Raw genomic sequence first — 19972 nt, 5'->3', positions numbered from 1 at the left:
GAGAAGCAATTTATTTGCTGGAACATTTTCGCGCAGGCTTGTAAAAACACTGGTGAACGGGCAGGTATGTTACAATGAGAAAAAACAGAACAGGTGATGCATGTGCAGTTACATGTAGAGCACACAGAGCCCAAAAGACTTCTGAACCCTGCAGGAGGGTATTTGACCGGGTACACTCACACATTGAATCCTTACGCCGGCTGTTCGTTCGCTTGTTCTTATTGCTATGTACGGCGGATGCCTGTCGCTCTATTTCAGCCTGAGCCTTGGGGAAGCTGGATTAAAGTAAAAGAGGGCGCAGCCGGACTGCTTCGTAAAGAACTGGCGAAAGCGAAGCGCAAAGGGCCCGTTACCGTTTTTATGTCCTCGAGCACCGATCCTTACCAGCCGATTGAACATGAGCTGCGGATCACCCGGTCGCTTCTTTCCGTAATGACGGAGGAGAAGCCGGATTTTTTACTGGTCCAGACACGAAGCCCGTTGATTATGAGGGACCTGGATTTGCTGTCCGCCCTGCGGGGCCGGGTTCGGGTAAGCATGACCATTGAGACGGATCTGGAGGCGGTGAGAAAAGCTTTTACTCCTTCCGCTCCCCCGCTTGCGGCAAGGTTCAAAGCATTAAAAGCGATTTATGAAGCGGGAATCCCGGCGCAAGCGGCGGTTTCTCCCCTGCTGCCCTGCTCGGAGGAATTTCCTGAAAAGCTGGCTGCCAGCGTGGGACGGATTGTGCTGGACGATTTTTTCATGGGGGACGGCAGCAGCGGCAAACGTACGGAAAAGCTTGGAATGCGGCAGCGTTTCGAGCAGCTTGGACTGGGGGAATGGTATAATCCCGATGCATACCTGCGCGTCCTTAATCGGCTGCAAAAGTTCTATGGAGACGATCGGCTGTTCGTCAGCCAGGCGGGATTTCTGCCGTAGAACGGAGGTGCCCAAACCGAACGACTGCAGATGGATTGCGGGCTGGAAAATCTCCTAAAGTATTATGGCTCAGGGCATCAGCCCATGGGGTTACACCTTAAGCCGCCTCATTCTCTCCAGAATCAGGCGGTCGAACCGTACCCTCCCAAACACAATGAGTGTCCGGTTCTAGTCAAACCAAACGGTTTTATCCTCAACAGCAGCTCTTTTGCGCATCGGCACCTTGATATCCGGGTATCCCACATAAATGAAACCGGCCATGGCTTCCCTGTCAGACAAGCCGAAAATCTGCTTCACAAAGGGATGGTAAGCGGCGTCCCCCGTCCTCCATACCGCTCCAAGTCCCAGTGCGTGCGCCGTGAGCAGCATGTTCTGGATCGCCGCGTGCACTGCGGCATATTCCTCAACCTCCACCGCATGCTTATTGTCCGGCGGAGAGACCGCGACGCCGATTACAACCGGCGATCGTTCCGCTTTTAACGACGCCTTATCCATGGCTTCTTGTCTTTGTTCCGCGGTTACATCCCCCAAACCCTCTGCAGCCAGATTAGCCCACACCTGGCCCAGCTTTTTCCTTCCCTCGCCAGTCATCACAAAAAATTTCCACGGCTGGGTTAAATAGTGATTCGGCGCCCAGGTGCCGGCCTCCAGGATACGATGGATCAAAACGGGCTCAACCGGGTCCGGCTTTACTTTGCCGATGCTTCTTCTTGTCCTTATCGCTTCATGGATGTCCATTTCCACCAACTCCCCCCCATACGCTATAGCTTTGTTAAACGGACTGTGAACCGTTTTTCTTTATTACTATTGTAACGAAAAAGGCCCGCGGAGCAAAATCAGCTCTGGTGCCGCTTGCGGTACTGCAGGGGGGATTCCCCCGCCAGCTGCTTGAACACGCGCCCGAAATGCGCCACATTGTCAAAGCCCGACTCCTCAGCCACTTCGATGATCTTCCATCTTGTTTCCCTCAGAAGCCTTCTTGCTTCCTTGATCCTCACCGCCTGCAAATATTCCACAAAGGAGAAACCCGTCACCTGTTTGAAAATACGGCTAAGATAAAACGTGCTGAGATAAAATTCATTCGAAATCCTCGTCAAAGTGAGAGGCTGCTTATAATTTGCGTTGATGTACTCCACCAATTCGTCGATTTTGCGGTGAAGCGGACTGCTCAGCTCCGCCGGCGAAAAACAGCTGTCATCCGCCGCCTGCTCCCTTCGCGCACGGAACAAGAGCAGCTGCCAAAGTAAAGAGCGGGTCGCGATTTCCCACCCTGCCGGCTGCTTTGTATACTCCGTCAGGGCCCGTGACAACAGCTCCTCCACATAACCCTGTTCCTTCACGTTCAGACGCACCGCTTTCCCCTCCATCCGGAAAGACTGTGTCAGCACTTGTCTTTCTTCGGGGGAGAGAGTTCCGAGCAGCCAGTTCTCTTCCACATTGACTAGAATCCTTTCATGGTCCGCTCTCCCCGTGTCCGCAGTCCTGTGCAGGTCAAACCGGTTGATGAAGACAAGATCCCCTTTGCTCAGCCGGTACGTCCGGTCATTTATGAAATAGTCCCGCTCGCCCTCGAGCAAATAATAGATCTCATAAAATTCGTGGACATGGTCCGATTCCATATTGAACAGATGAGTCCGCTTTAATTTTTCGATAAAAAAGGGGGATTTCATCCGAATTTCCTCCCAATCCGCTATATCTGTCTCTACTTCAGTTTACAACAAAATAAGCAAAGAAACACATTTTTCAGCAATAAATGAATAGAATTTTTGCGGTCAGACGGGTATGCTGGTTGCGGATACATTTTTGAAGGGAGATCGAGACCCAATGGCCAAAACCAGATACGCGCTCATAGGAACCGGCGGAAGAGCCGCATTCTTCTACAACGCTTTAGTCCGTGATTACAGGGAGACGTCCGAGCTGGTCGCTTTTTGCGATGTGAACCGGACGCGGATGAATTTTGCCAACAAACAAATATACGAAAAATTCCAGCATGAGCCCGTTCCCGCCTATAAAGCGGACCAATTCAAGCAGATGATCGAGGAACAGCGCCCGGATACGATCATTGTAACCACAATCGACCGCACGCACCATACGTATATTATCCGCGCTATGGAGATGGGCTGTGACGTCATTTCAGAGAAGCCGATGACCGTCGACGAGAGCAAATGCCAGGAGATCCTCGACGCCATAAACCGCACGGGCCGCAAGCTAAGGGTCACCTTTAACTATCGCTACGCTCCGCATAACACGAAGATCAGGGAGCTCATCATGAACGATACGATCGGCAAGGTCACCTCCGTCCATTTCGAATGGATGCTGAACAACAAGCACGGCGCGGACTATTTCAGACGCTGGCACCGTGACAAGCGCAACAGCGGAGGCCTTCTTGTACATAAATCCACTCATCACTTCGATCTGGTCAACTTCTGGCTGGGCGCGAGGCCCCGTACGGTTTATGCAATGGGAGACCTCATGTTCTACGGAAGGGAAAATGCCGAGAAGCGCGGAGTCACCGAGTTTTACCAAAGAGCCCACGGCAGCGAAGCGGCCGCCAAGGACCCTTTTGCCCTCCATATGAAGGATAATGAGAATTTGAAAGCGATGTACCTAGACGCGGAGCATGAAGACGGGTATCAGCGCGACCAGAGCGTATTCGGCGACGGCATCTCGATCGAGGATACAATGGGCGTAATGGTCCGCTATGACAGCCAGGCTATCCTCACTTATTCCTTGAACGCTTATCTTCCTGTCGAAGGCTATAATATCTCTTTCAACGGGACAAAAGGACGCATGGAGGTGAGAGTCGTCGAAGCTTCCTATGTCAATTCCGGAGGCGCGCAGGAGATGGAAGGGGCGATCAAAGGAAAAAGCATCCGGATCTTCCCGATGTTCGAGGCTCCTTACAATGTCGAAGTGGAAGAGCAGCAGGGCGGGCATGGCGGCGGAGACCCTGTTCTACTGAACGATATTTTCGGCGTGCCAGAGGAGGATCCTTTCAAGAGAGCGGCTTCTCACGTGGACGGCGCCATGTCGATCCTGACGGGAATCGCAGGCAACATTTCCATCAGAACCGGACTGCCGGTTCAGGTGGACAAACTGGTCAAGTTCCATTAGTCTGATATTTGCAAAAGGAAGGGAGCCGGTTGTTGAAAGGCCCTTCCTTTTTTTATGGCTTCACGCCAGCAAAAGCTTGATTCCGCCCAACACCAGCCCGATGAGGAAGCCGCATAACGCCCCGTTCACCCGGATCCACTGGAGGTCTTTGCCTACTTTATCCTCAATCATTTCCGTAAGAGTCTCGTTATCGAGCTTGTCCAGATTTTCTTTGATCAGCTTGCCGATTCTGGAGTGGTTCTCTTCCACGAGCTGAATCAGCTTGCCGTTGATCCAGGTTTGCAGCTTGCCATACATGTCCGCATCGTTTCTGATCCGCCCCAGCGCGCCTTCCAGAAAAGGCAGCAGCATGCCCTCCGCAAAAGAGCCGTTCCCGACATAGTCCAGCAGCTTTTGCCGATATTGAGTAAGGATATCCGTGAGCCGGGAGGAAAAATCCAATTCCTCAAGTTCTCTGGTCTTCCAGCTTTCCACCGCTTCAAGCAGCTTCTCGTTCGTGCTGATGCCTGAGAGCTCATCCCTGATCACGCCCAGCAGGTTGAGCCGGGTCGGATTGTCGGCATGGCTTAACTCCACCAGATTGGTCAGGATGAAGTTCTGCGCGATATCCCCGAGCTTCTCCTCCGTCATGAAGCCGATGAAAGCATTGATTGCAAAAGACATCAGGCCGCCCGCCTCCAGCTTTTTCAGCGCTTCCATCGCCATTTCGCCGATTTTGTCCCTTGTTTCCGGCCTTGCCGCATATTCCGCAGCTTTCACAAGCACGACGTTGAATGCCTTTTCCTCCAAACCGCGCGCCTGCGCCTGTTCAACGAGAAACTGCAGGACGGCGGAAGTATTTAACGAGCGTATGTAGGTTTTGGCTTCCTTTTGCAAAAGTGCAGCCGTTTGTTCAAGCGGGATCTGCAGAATCAGCTCTCTTGCGAGCAGCTGCAGCCCCTGCCTGACCGAATCGGAATGAAGCTCCTTGGCGCTCATATCCATTACGTAATCTGTGACGTTCAGCTCTCCGATTTTTTGCACGATCATCTCTTTGCTCAGCAGGTCGTTTTCCACCGTCGAAATCAACGCTTTGGATACCCTCTCCCTGTTCTTGGGAAGAAGCGCCGTGTGCGGAATTGGCAGCCCCAGAGGATGCCGGAAAAGCGCGGTAACCGCAAACCAATCCGCCAACCCTCCTACCACTCCCGCCTCAAATCCCGCCTGCAGCAGAGCCCCCGTATATGTGCCGGTAACCGGAAGTGTCGCGATAAATCCCGTTGCCATCGCCGCCAAGGATAGATTGCCTAATTGCTTGTTTCTTTTGTCCATTTTGAATGACCCTCTCGCTATATGTTTTCAATTATTAGAGCCGCAGGATGGATTCTACTATTTTACCTTATTAAACACCATTCTACACAGTTTATCGTTTTCGCGCTCCTTCCTATCTCTTTACCCAGAAACCTTCGAAGATTACTCCCGCTGCCGTGGGGAGGCTGGAATCAAACCACAAAGCGATGCACGAGCTTCGAGGATTATGCCTGTTTCTTTGCGGGGAACCCCGTGTAAAGCCGTTTCATCTGCGGCGCCGAAGGGTATTGGGTAAAAGAATCGATAATACAAGGAGGAAGCGGCATGATGGACAAAAAAGCTCCACTGGTTTTGTGCTTGGCATTCGGCCTGGCTCTCGGCGGCTGTGGAAATGCGAATAAGCATTCGACGGCCGGCGAACAGAACACGGGGAATCCAAGCAACAGCTCCCAGAGCGGCGCAAGCCAGGGAGGAGCGGGAGCCTCGAACGGGGCACAAACCCAAGGCTCTGCGCAAGGCGGCATAGGCTCCCAGAGCGGCGCACAAGGCTCTGCGCAAGGAACGGGGCCGTCGAACGCGCCACAGAGCTCCACTCAAGGAGCCGCCTCGGTCACCGTCGATATGCTTAATACGCAGATGAACAAGGCAGGAACCGCCGAGCTCAAATCCCAGGGCGACACTGTCAGCATTACTCTGAATGTAAGCGGCTTGACTCCAGGACAGCACGGGATCCATATTCATGAAGCCGGAGCATGCCAAGGCCCGGATTTCAAGTCCGCCGGAGGCCATTTGAACCCTGATTCGAAGAAGCACGGCATGGATAACCCGGAGGGGATGCACGCCGGCGACTTGCCTAACGTGGAAGCGGACAAGGACGGCAATGTAAAAACAACGATCACATCCAAATCCGTTACGCTTGGTCCCGGCAAAAACATCTCCCTCCTCGACGGGGCAGGCCGAGCCCTGGTTATACATGCCAAGCCGGACGACGGCAAGACCGATCCCTCCGGAAATTCCGGCGACCGTGTCGTCTGCGGAGTGATCAAGAACAACTAAAGCTACACCGCTGCATGGCACAGCAGGATGTTTTGTGTTATAATGCAGGCATGCCGAAAAAAGTGGTGACCTCAATGTGTATAAACTTGCCGTTATATGGAATTTTATATAGAAGAACCACGCGAAAACTCTTGACCGAATGGTCAAGGGTTTTTGTTTCCTTTAGGCAATAAACATGGTGAGGGGAAGAAAAAATGAGTCTGGAAAAAAGCAGGTCCGCGGCTGCTGCAGCCATCAGTTTGATAAGCAATGTGCTGCTGACGGGGATCAAAATTGTCGCAGGGATTTCATTCAACAGCGGAGTGCTGATCGCCGACGGCATCCATAACGCGGGAGATGTTATCGCCTCGGCCACCACGTACGGGGCCATGAAAATATCCAACCAGCCGGCCGACGACGATCATCCTTACGGACATGGAAAAGCCGAAGTCGTGGGAGCCGGAATCGTCGCCTTCATCCTTAGCCTGGCTGCCTTATTCATCGGATACAGCTCAATCCAAGCCTTGTTTCAGCCGGCCCATCAGGCCCATTTGCTCGCACTTATCGCCGCGTTTATCTCTTTGGTTTGGAAGCAGTGGCTGTACATTTACACGCTGAGAATCGGCCGTGAAGCCGCCAGTAAAGGCCTGATCGCCACCGCGTACGACCACTTGGCGGATGTGTACGCTTCCCTTGCCGCCGTGGTAGGGATCGGTCTTTCACTCACCGGCGAAAGATTCGGTATTCCGCTGCTCTCTTATGGCGATCCTCTGGCGGGCATAGTTGTCTCTGTGCTGGTGATGAAACTCGCATATGAGATCGGCCGCGACTCCGTTGATATTTTGATGGAGAAGAATGTCGACCAGGAAAAGATCAATGCATTCGCCGAGCTGATCCTGAAAGTACCTCACGTAAAAAGGCTGGACCGTCTGCGCGCGAGAGAACACGGCCAATATATACTCGTAGATGTCAGAGTCAGCGTCCCCGCTTCCTTGAGCATTCAGGAGGGGCATGACATTTCCCGACAGATCAAAAGCTCCATCATGAATCTGCATACCAATGTGGATGAAGTGCTGATTCATCTCAACCCCTGGTATGAGGAAGAACGCTGACCGCCGCCGCATGTCAAAAGCCTTCCGTTTCGCTGTCGCGAGCGAATGAAAGGCTTATTGTTCGTCCGGATTCTTTTTTCTCCAAATCAAAATATACAATACCGCCGCAGCTATGACCACAACGAAAATCAGCAGCGGCCAGCGAACGTAATGTCGGAACATATGGTAGTAATGCTTCCATTTTTCCTCAAGATAATAGCCCGTCGTCACAAACGTCAGCACCCACATAGCAGCCCCATACACCGCGTAATGAAGGAAGCTGTGATATTTCCATTTGCCTATCCCGCACAAGTAAGCCGTAAGGTGACGCACCCCCGGAATAAAATAACCGAATACCAGCACCGTTTTCCCGTATTTGACAAACCATCTCTCCACCCGTTCCAGCCTTTTGAGGCTGATGTGGATCTTCGGACCGTATTTGTGCAGCAGAGGATAACCGAATTTGGAGCCGATGAGATAAGAGATGGACATTCCGCTCAAGCTGCCGGTTATGGAAACCAGTACAGTCACCAGGTAATTCAGCTGCCCTTTGGACACGATAAACCCCGCAAAAAGCATCAGCACGTCATCCGGCACAGGCAGGCCTACAATGCCCAAAACCAACGCGATGAATAGCGCGACATACCCATAATGGGATATAAGCTGTAAAATTTGATGTTCGATGCCGGCCACTGCCCCTTTGTATAAGATCGCTTTAAACTCCAGTTGATTAGAGTATAGCATGGAAAGGGCAATTTCTTCCAATCCGCACAGCGGAATCGGCTCGAAGGTTGTGTGCGAAACGGCCGATGGCGCATGCTGTCAATAAAGCTGCTGCAGCGGAAGGAGCGATGTGATCTTAACGAAGCGCACTGTGCTCGGGGTGCTGCTTTCGGCCGTTTTCTTGAGAGCGTCAGCCGTGACCAATCCGCCCACACCGACATGGCCGATCGCGACACAAGTGCCTTTTTCCTCCGCTTTCCGCTTGACCCGGTTCAGCTGTTTCATCACGTGGACGGGGGTTTGGATATCGTCGAGGAACAGCTCATTGTCAATCGTCGGCACGCCGAGCTGCTTGGCCATCGCTCCCGCAACCGTACGCGGATCCGTGTGGCTGTCAACGAAAAACAAATGCCTCGAAGCGCATACTTCCATCACAATACGCATAATCCGGGGATCCGAGGTCACTTTCGAGCCCATGTGGTTATTCATCCCGATCGCGTGCGGCACATCGTCTATAGCTTTCTCTACCGTTTCGCGGATTTCGGCATCCGTCATGCTCGATCTTATGGCCCCGGGGCCTAACCAGCTCGCTTTTCCCCTTTTCGGTTCCATCGGCATATGTACGATCACTTCATAACCGGCTTTGTAAGCCGTCTCGGCGTCCTGCTTCGTAGTGGAAAGGAACGGCATAACCGCCACAGTGATGGGCATGGGAAGCTTGAGCATTTCCTCTGTGCCCTTCATGCCGTTGCCGAAGTCATCTATTATTATCGCGGCCCTCGGATCTCCGGGCTGTTCTCCTTCAGCGAAAGCGGTTTTACCCAAAGCTAGTACTGCCAAAGCCAAAAGCAGAGCCAGCGGAGCCAGCCTTTGTGTCCGGCGTGCCTTGTGCGTTCCTCCATGACTGCCCATGTCATTACACCCTTCCCGTATCCTGTAGTTTGAAGATTCTGCTTATCAGTATTTGGAAAGCCGGGTCAGCTATACTTGGTAATTGATGTAAAAACATAAAAGCCGGATTTAAGGGAAAGCTATCCTGTACGGTCTGAAAGGGGAGGTTTACCATTTACAATTTTCGTGTGTGGTTGCGCGCAATCATTGCTGCACTATGCTTGCTGACAGCTCTGCCGGATTCTATACATGCCGAGGCACCGAAAAACAGCCGCCGCTATTACGAGTCTACGGGAGAAGTGGTATGGGAAGTGCGGACAAAGGAAAAAGTGATTGCCTTGACTTTCGATGACGGCCCCGATCCTGAAGATACTCCGAAAATATTGGATTTACTGAAGCAGTATCACGCACATGCGACGTTTTTCGTCGTGGGGAACAAAGTCGTACGCAATCCGGACATTCTCAAACGGGAAGCGGCCGAGGGGCACGAATTGGCCAACCATACCTACTCCCATCCTTATTTCAGGAAAAACACGCCCAAAGAGTCCATCCTGCAGCAGTTGAATCAAACCCAGGAAACGATCTACAACATTGCTGGTGTTAAAACCAACTTATTCCGTCCGCCCGGCGGCTTTTATTCGGCAAACCTGGTAAAAACAGCGAGCGAAGCGGGATATACGGTCGTTTTGTGGTCTTGGCATCAAGACACGGGGGACTGGAGCTCGCCTGGGGTAAAAAAAATAACATCGAAAGTTTTAAAGAATACCAGGAACGGGGACATCGTGCTTTTCCATGACTGGGTCGAAGGGAAATCCGATACGGTAGAAGCACTTAAACAGATTCTGCCGGAGCTTGAACAAAGGGGATACCGGTTTGTGACGGTGAGCGAACTGTTAAAATACAGGAACCCGAGCCCTGTTCAAACCAAAAAATAACTCCCCATCTGCGAGTGTGGGGACGGCTAAAAGCGAGGCGGCAAGGGAGAGGTTCTTTCAGCAGTATCGGCAGTGCATTGCAGAGGCGGCTGTCCTTTTTGGGGTCAAAGAAAAAATGGACAGCTTCTTCCTAATTCGAGATTTATTGGTTGATCAGCTTTAACGTTCTAATTGCCGAGCTTTGGTGTAATACGGTAATCGCCAGTTCGCCCAAAGCCGCTTCTTGCCTTTCCTGGCCTGCCTTTAAATCTTTCACATCAAATGCTGATATTAGCAGATTTTCAATCGGATAGAAAAAAACAAACCTCTTTTTCCGTGTCATTCGTCGGTTTTCTTATTTGCCGTTCTTTCTCAACCAAAACCTCCAGATGCGCAATGGCGTCCTTCATCTCCACTTGTTTGTCTTTCAATATTTGAAGATTCCTCAGTATTTTATTCAACGCCTCGTCATCCACAACATATTAGCTCCTTCCAATTTTATAGATACCGGTCCGTGAAATGTTATGTCTTGGTTTAGTCTTTACCATAGTGTTCGAATGAAACTCTTGATTTCATGGTGTCGCTATCTTATATAGCGGAATTCCGAGCGTTCAATTCAAAAAGCCTTCCTATGCGATACTCCCCTGAGAGAGGCTGCATTGAAGGCTTAGCGGAGTGGTGCCAAAGAGCTATTTCAAATCGTCAATTCCCCAAGCTTGATCAGCTCGACAACCGCTTGTGAACGACCTTTTACATTGAGTTTCTGCATTACGTTAGAGATGTGGTTCCTGACTGTCTTTTCGCTGATAAACAGTTGCTGTGCGATATCCTTGGTTGTTTTGTCCTGGACCAGAAGCTCGAATACTTCCCGTTCACGGTTAGTCAGTAAAAATTTGTTTTTGTGGTCGTTGCCCTTCATTTAGTGTCACCCCTCCTTGCCCGGGTTAATTTGTTCAAGGTAAAGGGATACAGTCAAATTCATATTATGAAAGGCGCCTGCTTATGGTGCGGTTTTCCCGGAAAATGGGCTGTGCAAAACAAAAAGGAGCACCCCTCACAGGATACTCCTTTTTGCCGAGTTTGCTATTGTTTTACGAATAATTTATTCCGCGGAAAGGTCCAGCCACTTCAGTTCTTCCGCAGTCAACCGGATGCCAGCCCCTTCATTGCAGGACTCCAGCTCCTCCGCCGTTTGCGGTCCGATGAGCGCGCAGGTCGGGAACGGCTGGTTCAGCACGTAAGCCAATGCGATCTGGATCGGGGTAACGCCTTTTTCTTTGGCGAGCTGTTCCGCGCGGCGCAGTCTCTCCCAGTTGGCGTCGCTGTAGTAGACGCGCACCATCTCTGCGTTGTCCTGCACATCCGGCGAGAATCGTCCGGAGAAGAAGCCTCCCGCTTGCGAGGACCAGGACAGCAGCGGCAGCTGCTTGGCTTCGTGCCAGCGCTGGGTTTCGAAATCGGCGGAAACGCAGCCGGCCCAGCGGGGTTCGTTCGGCTTGGCGAGGCTCAGGTTCGGAGAGCTGAAGGTGAATCCCGCGAGCCCGTTGGCCGCAGCATAGTCATTCGCTTCCTGCAGGCGCTGCCAGGTCCAGTTGGAGGCTCCCAGAGCCCCGATCCGGCCGGCTTGCTTGTGCTCGTTAAGCGCTTCCATGATGTGCGCAACCGGAATATTCACGTCGTCGCGGTGCAGCGCATACAGCTCTACATGGTCTGTCTGCAGCCGATCCAGACTGGTCGTCAGTTCCTCGTCGATCGCCTGCTTGTTCACCCGGGGGCCGTCTTTGTTGTGATGGGCTCCCTTTGTCAGAACAACGACATCATTGCGGTTGCCGCGCTCCTGCATCCATCTGCCGATCATCTTCTCGCTCTCCCCGCCGCAGTAGATATAAGCGGTGTCAATCGCGTTTCCGCCAATGGCGAAATAATCGTCCAGCATTTTGGAGAAACGCTCGTATGTATCCGGCCTGAACCAGTCGGAACCCATGACCAGATTGGACACCTGCTTCTCGGTACCTTGAATGGATATGTATTGCATTGTTCATCCCTCCATGTATTAAGTTTGTTTTTTACAATGTGACGCGAATATGTTCCCTTGCCGATAACAGGCAGGCGTCAATCACTTTCATATTGCGGACTGCGTCGTCGGGAACAAATTTCTGATCCGCTTCGCCGAACACGCTGCGGGCAAAATCGTCCGCCTGACACGAATACTGGTTCAAGGCTTCCTCTTTGAACTCCCTGCTTTCCCCGCGTGCATGCAGGATATAGCTGGTGGAGCCGGCAGGCGGCGTCACGAAAGCGGAAGGCAGCTCAATGCGTCCGTCTGTGCCGAGAATCTCCAGTACATTCCTTCCGGCGGCCCACATTCCGCAATCGAAGGTCAAGCCCACTTGGCCTGGAAATTCGATCAAACCGGAAGCCATCATATCGACATGGTCATGTTCCGAAGAAAAGAAAGCCTGCACTGTAACCGCTTCGGGTTCTTTGCCGGTGATCAGCCTGGCTGCCGAAATCGGATAACAGCCCACATCGTAGATCGAGCCGCCGCCCATCCATTGATGGAACCGGACGTTGGAGGGCGCTTTCGAATTGTTGAACGTAAATGCGCCCCGAATGCCGCGCAGCTCCCCGATCTCACCTGCCGCGATCAACTGCCGCACAGCGTCGTATCTAGGGTGATGGCGGTACATGAACGCTTCCGCCAGCTTCACTCCGGCTTGCTCGCATGCTTGCGCCATCTCGCTTGCTTCCTGCGCGTTCAGGGCGATCGGTTTCTCGCAGAGCACATGCTTGCCCGCTTCAGCGGCGCGGATCGTCCATTCTTTGTGAAGGTGGTTGGGCAGCGGGATGTAAACGGCTTCAATCGACGGGTCCGCAAGGAGCTCTTCATAGCTGCCGTATGCTTGCGGGATTTGCGCCTTCTCGGCGGTAGTTTTGGCATTCTCCAAATCACGGCTCGCTATGGCCGCAACTTCCCCTAATGCGGATTGCTGGATTCCGGGGATCACGGCGCGTACCGCAATGCCTGCGCAGCCGATGACTCCCCAACGAAGCTTTCTGCCCATGTGATCAAGCTCCTTTTCATCAAAATCGTAATATGATATTGTCATTATAAAACGTACCGAACCAGATGAAAATAAAATTTTTTTAATCAATGATACAACAATATTGACTTTAGAGGTGCCGTATGGACAAACAAAGCCTGCTCCCTACCCTGAAGGACCATCCTTATTTTATCCTGCCGGAATCGGTTGGAATGTATATAGAAAACAGCCATCACAGCGTGCACCGTCCTTTGAATTCGAGCGATGATTTTAATATGCATTTGGTGCTGAAAGGCAAAGGGTATGTGGAGATTGACGGCACCGTCCATACTCTGCAAAAAGGGGACGCCTTCCTCTACTTTCCGTACGAGAGGCAGCGGTATTACAACTCCGAAGACGATCCGTGGAGCATACGATGGACGCATTTTTACGGAGGTATGCTGAAGGCTTTTCTGGTTGAAAGAGGATTTCACCGCTCCAATCTGTGGACCGTGAAACAGCCGAAAGAATTGGAGGAAGCAATGAGCGCGCTGCAGGAAGAAGCGGAGGAATACAAGCTGCTGAGGATCGACCGGCTGTCTACTCTCACGTATGCCGTATTAACGGTGTTCATGCTCCACGCAGTTCCCTTGACGGCCAAACGCGCTGAATCCACCGACAGGATCGTCAAGCTTTTGCCCGCCATCCAGGAGCAGGCCTGTCTGCCTTTTGAACTGGACAAGTGGGCGGAGAAAGCCGGCGTTACCTCCTACTACTTCTGCAAATTGTTCCGCAAAGCGACGCAGATGACCCCGCTCATGTTCGTCACTTTGTGCAGGGTGCAGTACGCGAAGCAGCGGTTGATCGAGACCCAGATGACTGTCAAGGAGATCGCCGAACAAGCCGGTTACCCGAGCGCAAGCTATTTCAACAAAAAGTTTCTGGAGCACGAAGGGCTGACCCCAACCGAGTTCCGGATGCTTCACATGAAGTAGGTTTTTTTCGGCAAACCATCATTTCGGTGGAACGTCGTTCAAGTAGTCCTGTTCCCGGAATAGGTTGTCCTTCTGCTGACTGCTTTGCTTACTTGGTGGCTGGATCAAGCCCAGGTTCGCCAAAATAAGCTCGAGTTCGCCGACCGTAACCGGTTTGGCGTCCCTCACAAGCTCGTAACCGAGCTGGCCGCTCATTTCTATCGTGGCGCTTTTTACATCCGAGAGAGAAGAAATGGCGTTTTCCCTTAACCTGGCTTCAAGCTGGTCCACCGACATCCGCAGCTTTCTCAGGTTCGCGGAGATGACCCGGCCATCCCGGATAACAGGCGTCGCTTTGCCCATAAACAGTTTTTCTATGAGGTTATATTTCAGAGATAAATACTGGACCGTAACAAGCAGGGCTATAAAAGCGCACAAGGTCACAAACGTTTCCCAGAACCCGTTCTCCGACACCGCATGTCCGATGACCGAGGCGATCGATAACAGCGTAATGATCTCCAGGCCGGTCATTTCCGACACCGTTTTTTTGCCGGCTATCCTGAGCAAGATGAACCCGATAAATAAAATGAGTTAAGCTTCCCATACAAAATTCATTCCCGAAGTGTCCTTTCCGCGAAAATCCGTTAAGCCAAATCCTTTGTTAGCATACCCAAAAACCGGAAAGTTTCTCCATCACAGCTTTTCTTGTGATATAATCTTTGAAAACGCAATCATTCAATAGGGGGGCTCTCGATGAATCTGTATGAAATTGCCGTTATTCCGGGTGACGGCATCGGTAAAGAAGTGGTCCCGTCTGCCCTGCGCGTATTGGAAGCGGCAGCGGAAATCCATGGCGGACTGTCTTTTCAATGGACGAATTTCCCATGGAACTGCGAGTATTATTTGCAGCACGGACAGATGATGCACGAAGACGGCATAGAGACGCTGCGCAATTTTAACCATATTTTTCTCGGCGCTGTAGGAATGCCCCAACTGGTGCCGGACCATGTCTCCTTGTGGGGGCTCTTGATCAAAATCCGCCGGGAAATGAAGCAAGCGGTCAACCTAAGGCCGGCCAAATTGCTGCGCGGCCTGCAGTCTCCGCTGCGGGAGCCCGGAGATTTCGATTTCATTGTAGTACGCGAAAACTCAGAGGGGGAGTATTCTGAAATCGGCGGCCGTATCCACAGCGGTTCTGACCAGATGGCCATTCAGAACGCGGTATTCACCCGAAAAGGGACGGAGCGTGCTATGCGCTATGCGTTCGAGCTGGCAAAGAACCGCCGCAATCACGTAACAAGCGCGACCAAATCAAACGGCATCTCCCACAGCATGCCTTTCTGGGACGACGTATTCAGAGAGATCAGGGCGGAATATCCGGAAGCCTCTTTCGCCAGCACCCATATCGATGCGTTGGCGGCTTTCTTCGTGATGAGACCGCACATCTTCGATGTTATCGTCGCCTCTAACCTGTTCGGAGATATATTAACCGATCTGGGCGGCGCGATCATGGGCAGCATCGGGATCGCCCCCGCCGCCAATCTGAACGTCGAGCGGGAGTACCCTTCCATGTTCGAGCCTGTGCATGGATCCGCTCCAGACATCGCAGGACAAGGAATTGCCAATCCAATCGGCCAGATCTGGACCGGCAAAATGATGCTCGACTTCATGGGATACCATGACATCGGGCAGCTTATTCTGGATGCGATAGAAGATACGCTCTCCAAGGGCGTAAAGACGCCGGATCTTGGAGGCAGCGCGACGACGCAGGAAGTGACCGATTCGATTCTCGATCATTTACGCAGACGGTAGCAGCTCTGACAGAGTTTGGGGAAAAAAGGCGAGAGCGCGGACATGCTGTATAAAAGGTGCTTGACGATTGCGATCAGCTGCCCCGTGGCCAAGTTGAAGAGGGTGCAGGTTGGGGCCTATTGCGCTGTCCGGCATGGATAGCGGATTTTCGGGGCGTTATTATTAATTTCCAAGCAAGGTTCAAAAGAATTACGGACTTACGCGGCCTTATTTGAGCGAACAAGGCGGGATAAACGAAAACTAAACCATATAAAGCCTCCAAAGGGCGTTACATGGTTTAGTTGTATTGGGTCAGGCGGCATAACGCCCTCGAAATCCGCTATCGCCCGACAAATCGGTGTGCTGTTATTAGTCGAAACTGCTCAGAGCCGGCAGAGCCCGAGGGTTGCAAGAAGTACGTTCGACGCTGTTATTCAGCTCAGCAACGCTCACCGCAAGCCTACGCTTCAATGCCCATTTGGCGAAGGTTGTTAAAGCTGGTCCGCAGACAGTGAAAAGGATTGCCCCCATAGCACTGGTCCTGCTCTACAGGCGCCCATTCCACGCCAATCTCTCTGCATGCGTCCAGAATGCGCGGGAAGTTCATATTCCCTTCCCCCACTTCCGCAAAACGCTGCTCCCTGCCGGTCGTCACAGCCATATCTTTCAGATGGACCACTTTCATGCGGCCGTCCACTTTGCGGATCCACTCTGCCGGGTCTCCGCCGCCCGCTTGAATCCAGAACACATCGATTTCAAAATCAAAAGTGTCCGGATCGGATTGTTCGATGAGGATATCGAGGCCGGTTGTTCCGTCAAATTTGGCGAGTTCGAAATTGTGGTTATGGTAAATGAACTTTAATCCCGCTTCGCTCAGGCTGCGGCCGATTTCAGATGCTTTTTTGGCAAAGGCCGCATACCCGTCGCCGGAAGACCGGTATTCTTCAGGCATTCCGCCTAAACCCACATATTTGCAGCCCCAGTGATGGTGCTTTTCAATGACCTCATCCAGCTTTTCCGTCAAATCCCCGTATCCAACGTGGGTCGCGCAAATGGCCAAACCTTCCCGGTCCGTCAACTCCTTGAGCGCTTTGGCGTCGATCGGCCCTAGACCGGAGACCTGCACCGCATTATAACCGATTTCCTTCACTTTTTTTAAAGCGTTTGCTATCTCTTCGGGAGTTTTCAGAAAATCTCTCAGTGTGTACAGCTGCGCGGCGAGTTTCATAGGTTCAATCCTCCGAATCATTATGTAATTAATAATATCCATAAAAATGAATGCGATTACAAATTAAGTATAATTGGAATCGCATTCATTTTACAAGCGATCCGCCCCAAAAAACGCCGTACATCATTATTGCTCACCTGCTGTGTGAAGGGGCAAGCTGACCGTAAAAGCAGCGTGGACTTGACCAGGCCTTGGAAGCCGAGCAGAACTTTGCTGAGCAGAATTGTAGTGTGGTCTCCACTGGATGCGAAAGTTTACTCTAAATATACCATATTAACCACGCCTGGTGACGGTTTTCTTTACCCCGCAAAGAGAAGTAAATGATTGGAAGCTTACTGAAGAAGTGCTCAGCGGGGAACTAAAGAAAGAACAAAGGGGGGCCCCTGAAGGCCCCTCCCTTTGTGCACCTGTCCGGATATGAGTATTAGCCAATTATTGGTATCAGTTGTTGCGAGCGCGTGCTTCTCCGCCTTTGCGGCCGGCTTCTTCACGGCTCATTTTGCCGTCACCGCCGTCGGAGTTTCCGCGTGCCTCTCCGCCTTTGCGCCCGATTTCCTCATAGAAATCTTTATCGTGCGATTCGGAGGTAGCTTCTCCGCCTTTACGCCCGATTTCCTGATAGAATTCTTTGTCGTGCGATTCGGAGGTAGCTTCTCCGCCTTTACGCCCGATTTCCTGATAAAATTCTTTGTCGTGCGATTCAGCCGTAGCTTCTCCGCCTTTGCGGCCGATTTCCTCGTAAAACTCTTTGCCGTGTGATTCAGAAGTAGCCTCTCCGCCTTTGCGGCCGATTTCCTGGTAGAATTCTTTGTCATGCGATTCAGCGGTAGCTTCTCCGCCTTTGCGCCCGATTTCCTGGAAGAACTCTTTGTCCTGGCTGCGGGAAACGGCTTCTCCACCTTTGCGACCTGCTTCTTCACGACTCATTTTACCATTATTTTCGTTACGTGCCATTCTAAATCACTCCTTCTGTTTTAGTTGGTCTGGTTGACCGTACTCTTCTTTAACCTGTACCCCCCTCTATGAAACAAGCACAGTTATTCTTGCATCAAGCATAGGAGCCTGTAAAATAAAAAAAAACACAAACATATGTCTGTGTTTTGATCCCGTCCAATTCTAATCGTCGGTATTATGAAAGGCACGACAAATCTCGCAATAGGCACCGCTAATGGCGTTGCGGCCGCTGTTTATTATCCTTTTTCATTCAAAAATGCCGCCTTGTACCTCACGATTTCCGCTTTTTCCGCCTTGAGCGCCGACCTTGACGGCCCAAGCATGCTCAGCAGTAAACTGGGTAAAGCTTCCAATCTGCTTCGGGAGCTTGTCCTGTGGGCGGGTGTCCTGCTTGCCGCTTGTCTTGGCTATACTTTGTAAAACCAGGCTATCTACCCTACGATTTCCATTGCTGCGTGCTGTGGAGAGCGATCGTATGGGGGCTCGAGAAGCAGCTGCAACAACCTGTTATCAAGCCTTCAGTTATCCCGCTTCGCGTTATTTATATTTACGCCAGTCGAGGCTGCTGTTGTCAAGCAAATGCTCAAAATTATTGTCCAGCCGTTTGCGCTCGGCTTTGAAGGCTTCAGCCGCCTGCTGTCTGCTTTCTTCCTTCCTCTTTTCTTCCTCGGCTTTCATGCGGTCCGCCTGCGCCTTGAGCTTGTCGACAATGTCGGGATTCAACAAATCCTTCAGGGTGGCGGGCTTGTCTTGAGGGGCGGGAGCCGAAGCTGAGGGCTTTCTTTTCTTCGCCATACATATCACCTCTTTTTAGAAAACTATTATAGCAGTTTACTCTGATATATTGTGCGAAAAAGAAAATTTGGGATAAGAAACTAAGGATATATACAAAATAAATATCGCATGCCTATTGATTTATGACTTGATTTGGTTTACATTTTTAGTACCAGATACTAATATCTAGTACCAAAAAAAGCGAGGTGATCGTAGTGCCTGTCTCTTACTCCCGTATGACCGCAATTGGAAGCTACGTTCCGGAACGGATTTTGACCAACAAAGACCTCGAAGCCATGGTGGACACTTCGGACGAATGGATTGTCCAGCGGACAGGAATCAGGGAAAGGCGAATCAGTACGGCCGAGCAGTTCACAAGCCACTTATGTATAGAAGCGGTCCGCAATATGGCCGATCGGTGGGGAACACCGCTGGACGACGTGGAAATGATCATCGTATCGACTTCCACCCCCGACTACACTTTCCCGAATACCGCGAGCAGGGTTCAAGCGCACCTGGGCATTCCTTCTGCCGGCACAATGGATCTTTCCGCAGCATGCGCCGGCTTCGTCTACGGACTGCATATCGCCAACGGCTTGATCACCTCAGGGCTGCACCGTAAAGTTCTGGTGATCGGAGCCGATACGCTTTCCAAAATCACCGACTACACCGACCGCACCACCTGCATCTTGTTCGGAGACGCGGCCGGAGCGGTTATGGTGGAAAGAGACGACAGCGGAGGGGCTTTCCTGGCGCACCACTTCGAAACGGATGGCACCGGCGGCCGGCTGCTGTACAGAAACGGCTTGTCCGCCGAATGGGACGAGAAGAAGGACTCGGCATTCATCGTGCAGAACGGCAGGGAGGTTTACCGTTTTGCCGTCCAGTCCGTTCCGTCGGGTATCCGCAAGCTGCTTGAAGCTGCAGGTGACGACCCTCACTCCATCGACTGGTTTATTCCTCACAGCGCCAATATGAGAATCATCGATTCCCTCTGCGAAAAAACGGGCATAACTCCGGAGCGCACCTTGAGCAGTCTGGAATTCAACGGAAACACTTCCGCCGCCTCCATCCCGCTCGCACTGGACCAGGCCGTGAGGGAAGGCACTGTGAAAGCCGGCGACCGCCTGCTGGTGTACGGTTTCGGCGGAGGATTGACGCATGGGGGCGTTATCGCCCGGTGGGGTTGACGGCTCTCCCGCAATACGCGGCGATGCTTGGTTTGCAGCCTGCAGCGTTTCAACCAGGC

The 19972-nt window shown here is 51.9% G+C and carries 22 protein-coding genes; 9 read left to right on the top strand and 13 right to left on the bottom strand.

Features of this window, described 5'->3' with window-relative positions:
- Window positions 1-96: 96 nt before the first annotated feature.
- Window positions 97-921, top strand: coding sequence for an SPL family radical SAM protein (locus ACZ5N7_RS00250; protein ID WP_464656332.1), 825 nt, complete (start codon window positions 97-99; stop codon window positions 919-921).
- Window positions 922-1089: 168 nt separating this feature from the next.
- On the opposite strand, the gene ACZ5N7_RS00245 is transcribed toward ACZ5N7_RS00250, so the two are convergent.
- Both ACZ5N7_RS00245 and ACZ5N7_RS00240 read right to left on the bottom strand, forming a co-directional pair.
- A complete protein-coding gene (locus ACZ5N7_RS00245) occupies window positions 1090-1659 on the bottom strand; it encodes a nitroreductase family protein (protein WP_464659375.1) in 570 nt (189 codons plus the stop codon).
- Window positions 1660-1757: 98 nt separating this feature from the next.
- Complete coding sequence (locus ACZ5N7_RS00240; protein ID WP_464656331.1) at window positions 1758-2591, bottom strand: helix-turn-helix domain-containing protein; 834 nt, start codon at window positions 2589-2591, stop codon at window positions 1758-1760.
- Between the two features lie 154 nt (window positions 2592-2745).
- Between ACZ5N7_RS00240 and ACZ5N7_RS00235 the strand changes: the two genes are divergently transcribed.
- A complete protein-coding gene (locus ACZ5N7_RS00235; RefSeq protein WP_464656329.1) occupies window positions 2746-4035 on the top strand; it encodes a Gfo/Idh/MocA family protein in 1290 nt (429 codons plus the stop codon).
- A gap of 60 nt (window positions 4036-4095) precedes the next feature.
- Here the strand turns inward: ACZ5N7_RS00235 and ACZ5N7_RS00230 are convergent, their stop codons facing one another.
- Window positions 4096-5346, bottom strand: a complete 1251-nt coding sequence (locus tag ACZ5N7_RS00230) for a DUF445 domain-containing protein (RefSeq protein WP_464656327.1) — start codon at window positions 5344-5346, stop codon at window positions 4096-4098.
- A gap of 303 nt (window positions 5347-5649) precedes the next feature.
- Here ACZ5N7_RS00230 and ACZ5N7_RS00225 point away from each other — a divergent pair, with 303 nt between their 5' ends.
- Both ACZ5N7_RS00225 and ACZ5N7_RS00220 read left to right on the top strand, forming a co-directional pair.
- The gene (locus ACZ5N7_RS00225) at window positions 5650-6381 is read left to right on the top strand and encodes a superoxide dismutase family protein (protein WP_464656325.1); all 732 of its coding nucleotides are present in this window, start codon (window positions 5650-5652) and stop codon (window positions 6379-6381) included.
- 194 nt (window positions 6382-6575) lie between these two features.
- Complete coding sequence (locus ACZ5N7_RS00220; protein WP_464656323.1) at window positions 6576-7472, top strand: cation diffusion facilitator family transporter; 897 nt, start codon at window positions 6576-6578, stop codon at window positions 7470-7472.
- A 54-nt stretch (window positions 7473-7526) separates the two neighbouring features.
- Here ACZ5N7_RS00220 and ACZ5N7_RS00215 read toward each other — a convergent pair whose 3' ends face one another.
- Together ACZ5N7_RS00215 and ACZ5N7_RS00210 are read right to left on the bottom strand one after the other, a co-directional pair.
- Complete coding sequence (locus ACZ5N7_RS00215) at window positions 7527-8195, bottom strand: DedA family protein (protein WP_464656321.1); 669 nt, start codon at window positions 8193-8195, stop codon at window positions 7527-7529.
- Window positions 8196-8273: 78 nt separating this feature from the next.
- Window positions 8274-9086, bottom strand: a complete 813-nt coding sequence (locus tag ACZ5N7_RS00210; RefSeq protein ID WP_464656319.1) for a divergent polysaccharide deacetylase family protein — start codon at window positions 9084-9086, stop codon at window positions 8274-8276.
- Between the two features lie 152 nt (window positions 9087-9238).
- Between ACZ5N7_RS00210 and ACZ5N7_RS00205 the strand changes: the two genes are divergently transcribed.
- Entirely contained in the window at window positions 9239-10000 is a 762-nt protein-coding gene (locus ACZ5N7_RS00205) for a polysaccharide deacetylase family protein (protein WP_464659373.1), read from the top strand.
- A 142-nt stretch (window positions 10001-10142) separates the two neighbouring features.
- Here the strand turns inward: ACZ5N7_RS00205 and ACZ5N7_RS00200 are convergent, their stop codons facing one another.
- The 4 genes from ACZ5N7_RS00200 to ACZ5N7_RS00185 all read right to left on the bottom strand — a co-directional run bounded on the left by ACZ5N7_RS00200 (window position 10143) and on the right by ACZ5N7_RS00185 (window position 13044).
- Entirely contained in the window at window positions 10143-10322 is a 180-nt protein-coding gene (locus ACZ5N7_RS00200) for a hypothetical protein (protein WP_464656317.1), read from the bottom strand.
- 351 nt (window positions 10323-10673) lie between these two features.
- Window positions 10674-10898, bottom strand: coding sequence for a helix-turn-helix domain-containing protein (locus tag ACZ5N7_RS00195; protein WP_464656315.1), 225 nt, complete (start codon window positions 10896-10898; stop codon window positions 10674-10676).
- A gap of 183 nt (window positions 10899-11081) precedes the next feature.
- Complete coding sequence (locus ACZ5N7_RS00190) at window positions 11082-12014, bottom strand: aldo/keto reductase (RefSeq protein WP_464656313.1); 933 nt, start codon at window positions 12012-12014, stop codon at window positions 11082-11084.
- A 31-nt stretch (window positions 12015-12045) separates the two neighbouring features.
- On the bottom strand, window positions 12046-13044 hold the full coding sequence (locus ACZ5N7_RS00185; RefSeq protein WP_464656311.1) for a Gfo/Idh/MocA family protein: 999 nt from the start codon (window positions 13042-13044) through the stop codon (window positions 12046-12048).
- 122 nt (window positions 13045-13166) lie between these two features.
- Between ACZ5N7_RS00185 and ACZ5N7_RS00180 the strand changes: the two genes are divergently transcribed.
- A complete protein-coding gene (locus tag ACZ5N7_RS00180; RefSeq protein WP_464656309.1) occupies window positions 13167-13997 on the top strand; it encodes a helix-turn-helix transcriptional regulator in 831 nt (276 codons plus the stop codon).
- Window positions 13998-14015: 18 nt separating this feature from the next.
- On the opposite strand, the gene ACZ5N7_RS00175 is transcribed toward ACZ5N7_RS00180, so the two are convergent.
- Window positions 14016-14543: a DUF421 domain-containing protein gene (locus tag ACZ5N7_RS00175; RefSeq protein ID WP_464656307.1), complete on the bottom strand. Its 528-nt coding sequence runs from the start codon at window positions 14541-14543 to the stop codon at window positions 14016-14018.
- Between the two features lie 186 nt (window positions 14544-14729).
- Between ACZ5N7_RS00175 and ACZ5N7_RS00170 the strand changes: the two genes are divergently transcribed.
- Window positions 14730-15788: a tartrate dehydrogenase gene (locus ACZ5N7_RS00170; RefSeq protein ID WP_464656305.1), complete on the top strand. Its 1059-nt coding sequence runs from the start codon at window positions 14730-14732 to the stop codon at window positions 15786-15788.
- 439 nt (window positions 15789-16227) lie between these two features.
- Here ACZ5N7_RS00170 and ACZ5N7_RS00165 read toward each other — a convergent pair whose 3' ends face one another.
- Both ACZ5N7_RS00165 and ACZ5N7_RS00160 read right to left on the bottom strand, forming a co-directional pair.
- Window positions 16228-16995 (bottom strand): sugar phosphate isomerase/epimerase family protein, encoded by a 768-nt coding sequence (locus tag ACZ5N7_RS00165; protein ID WP_464656303.1) that lies wholly within the window; start codon window positions 16993-16995, stop codon window positions 16228-16230.
- Window positions 16996-17436: 441 nt separating this feature from the next.
- The gene (locus tag ACZ5N7_RS00160; RefSeq protein ID WP_464656301.1) at window positions 17437-17949 is read right to left on the bottom strand and encodes a KGG domain-containing protein; all 513 of its coding nucleotides are present in this window, start codon (window positions 17947-17949) and stop codon (window positions 17437-17439) included.
- Window positions 17950-18126: 177 nt separating this feature from the next.
- Here ACZ5N7_RS00160 and ACZ5N7_RS00155 point away from each other — a divergent pair, with 177 nt between their 5' ends.
- A complete protein-coding gene (locus tag ACZ5N7_RS00155; protein ID WP_464656299.1) occupies window positions 18127-18369 on the top strand; it encodes a hypothetical protein in 243 nt (80 codons plus the stop codon).
- Between the two features lie 117 nt (window positions 18370-18486).
- Here the strand turns inward: ACZ5N7_RS00155 and ACZ5N7_RS00150 are convergent, their stop codons facing one another.
- Window positions 18487-18744 carry a YqkE family protein gene (locus tag ACZ5N7_RS00150; protein WP_464656297.1) on the bottom strand — a complete coding sequence of 86 codons (258 nt, stop codon included), beginning with the start codon at window positions 18742-18744 and terminating at the stop codon, window positions 18487-18489.
- 215 nt (window positions 18745-18959) lie between these two features.
- On the opposite strand from ACZ5N7_RS00150, the gene ACZ5N7_RS00145 reads away from it, so the two are divergent.
- On the top strand, window positions 18960-19913 hold the full coding sequence (locus ACZ5N7_RS00145; protein WP_464659372.1) for a beta-ketoacyl-ACP synthase 3: 954 nt from the start codon (window positions 18960-18962) through the stop codon (window positions 19911-19913).
- Window positions 19914-19972: the final 59 nt, after the last annotated feature.

It is taken from the genome of Paenibacillus sp. JCM 18996 (assembly GCF_055392555.1).
This window is presented reverse-complemented; position numbering and strand designations above follow the sequence as displayed.

What these genes read in the sequence shown, in the direction of transcription:
- ACZ5N7_RS00215 (WP_464656321.1), bottom strand. Translation starts at nt 8,195, where the DNA reads ATGCTATACTCTAATCAACTGGAGTTTAAAGCGATCTTATACAAAGGG.
- ACZ5N7_RS00155 (WP_464656299.1), top strand. Translation starts at nt 18,127, where the DNA reads ATGAAAGGCACGACAAATCTCGCAATAGGCACCGCTAATGGCGTTGCG.
- ACZ5N7_RS00245 (WP_464659375.1), bottom strand. Translation starts at nt 1,659, where the DNA reads ATGGACATCCATGAAGCGATAAGGACAAGAAGAAGCATCGGCAAAGTA.
- ACZ5N7_RS00240 (WP_464656331.1), bottom strand. Translation starts at nt 2,591, where the DNA reads ATGAAATCCCCCTTTTTTATCGAAAAATTAAAGCGGACTCATCTGTTC.
- ACZ5N7_RS00210 (WP_464656319.1), bottom strand. Translation starts at nt 9,086, where the DNA reads ATGGGCAGTCATGGAGGAACGCACAAGGCACGCCGGACACAAAGGCTG.
- ACZ5N7_RS00145 (WP_464659372.1), top strand. Translation starts at nt 18,960, where the DNA reads ATGACCGCAATTGGAAGCTACGTTCCGGAACGGATTTTGACCAACAAA.
- ACZ5N7_RS00190 (WP_464656313.1), bottom strand. Translation starts at nt 12,014, where the DNA reads ATGCAATACATATCCATTCAAGGTACCGAGAAGCAGGTGTCCAATCTG.
- ACZ5N7_RS00235 (WP_464656329.1), top strand. Translation starts at nt 2,746, where the DNA reads ATGGCCAAAACCAGATACGCGCTCATAGGAACCGGCGGAAGAGCCGCA.
- ACZ5N7_RS00200 (WP_464656317.1), bottom strand. Translation starts at nt 10,322, where the DNA reads ATGACACGGAAAAAGAGGTTTGTTTTTTTCTATCCGATTGAAAATCTG.
- ACZ5N7_RS00180 (WP_464656309.1), top strand. Translation starts at nt 13,167, where the DNA reads ATGGACAAACAAAGCCTGCTCCCTACCCTGAAGGACCATCCTTATTTT.
- ACZ5N7_RS00170 (WP_464656305.1), top strand. Translation starts at nt 14,730, where the DNA reads ATGAATCTGTATGAAATTGCCGTTATTCCGGGTGACGGCATCGGTAAA.
- ACZ5N7_RS00220 (WP_464656323.1), top strand. Translation starts at nt 6,576, where the DNA reads ATGAGTCTGGAAAAAAGCAGGTCCGCGGCTGCTGCAGCCATCAGTTTG.
- ACZ5N7_RS00225 (WP_464656325.1), top strand. Translation starts at nt 5,650, where the DNA reads ATGATGGACAAAAAAGCTCCACTGGTTTTGTGCTTGGCATTCGGCCTG.
- ACZ5N7_RS00185 (WP_464656311.1), bottom strand. Translation starts at nt 13,044, where the DNA reads ATGGGCAGAAAGCTTCGTTGGGGAGTCATCGGCTGCGCAGGCATTGCG.
- ACZ5N7_RS00165 (WP_464656303.1), bottom strand. Translation starts at nt 16,995, where the DNA reads ATGAAACTCGCCGCGCAGCTGTACACACTGAGAGATTTTCTGAAAACT.
- ACZ5N7_RS00250 (WP_464656332.1), top strand. Translation starts at nt 97, where the DNA reads ATGCATGTGCAGTTACATGTAGAGCACACAGAGCCCAAAAGACTTCTG.
- ACZ5N7_RS00150 (WP_464656297.1), bottom strand. Translation starts at nt 18,744, where the DNA reads ATGGCGAAGAAAAGAAAGCCCTCAGCTTCGGCTCCCGCCCCTCAAGAC.
- ACZ5N7_RS00160 (WP_464656301.1), bottom strand. Translation starts at nt 17,949, where the DNA reads ATGGCACGTAACGAAAATAATGGTAAAATGAGTCGTGAAGAAGCAGGT.
- ACZ5N7_RS00195 (WP_464656315.1), bottom strand. Translation starts at nt 10,898, where the DNA reads ATGAAGGGCAACGACCACAAAAACAAATTTTTACTGACTAACCGTGAA.
- ACZ5N7_RS00230 (WP_464656327.1), bottom strand. Translation starts at nt 5,346, where the DNA reads ATGGACAAAAGAAACAAGCAATTAGGCAATCTATCCTTGGCGGCGATG.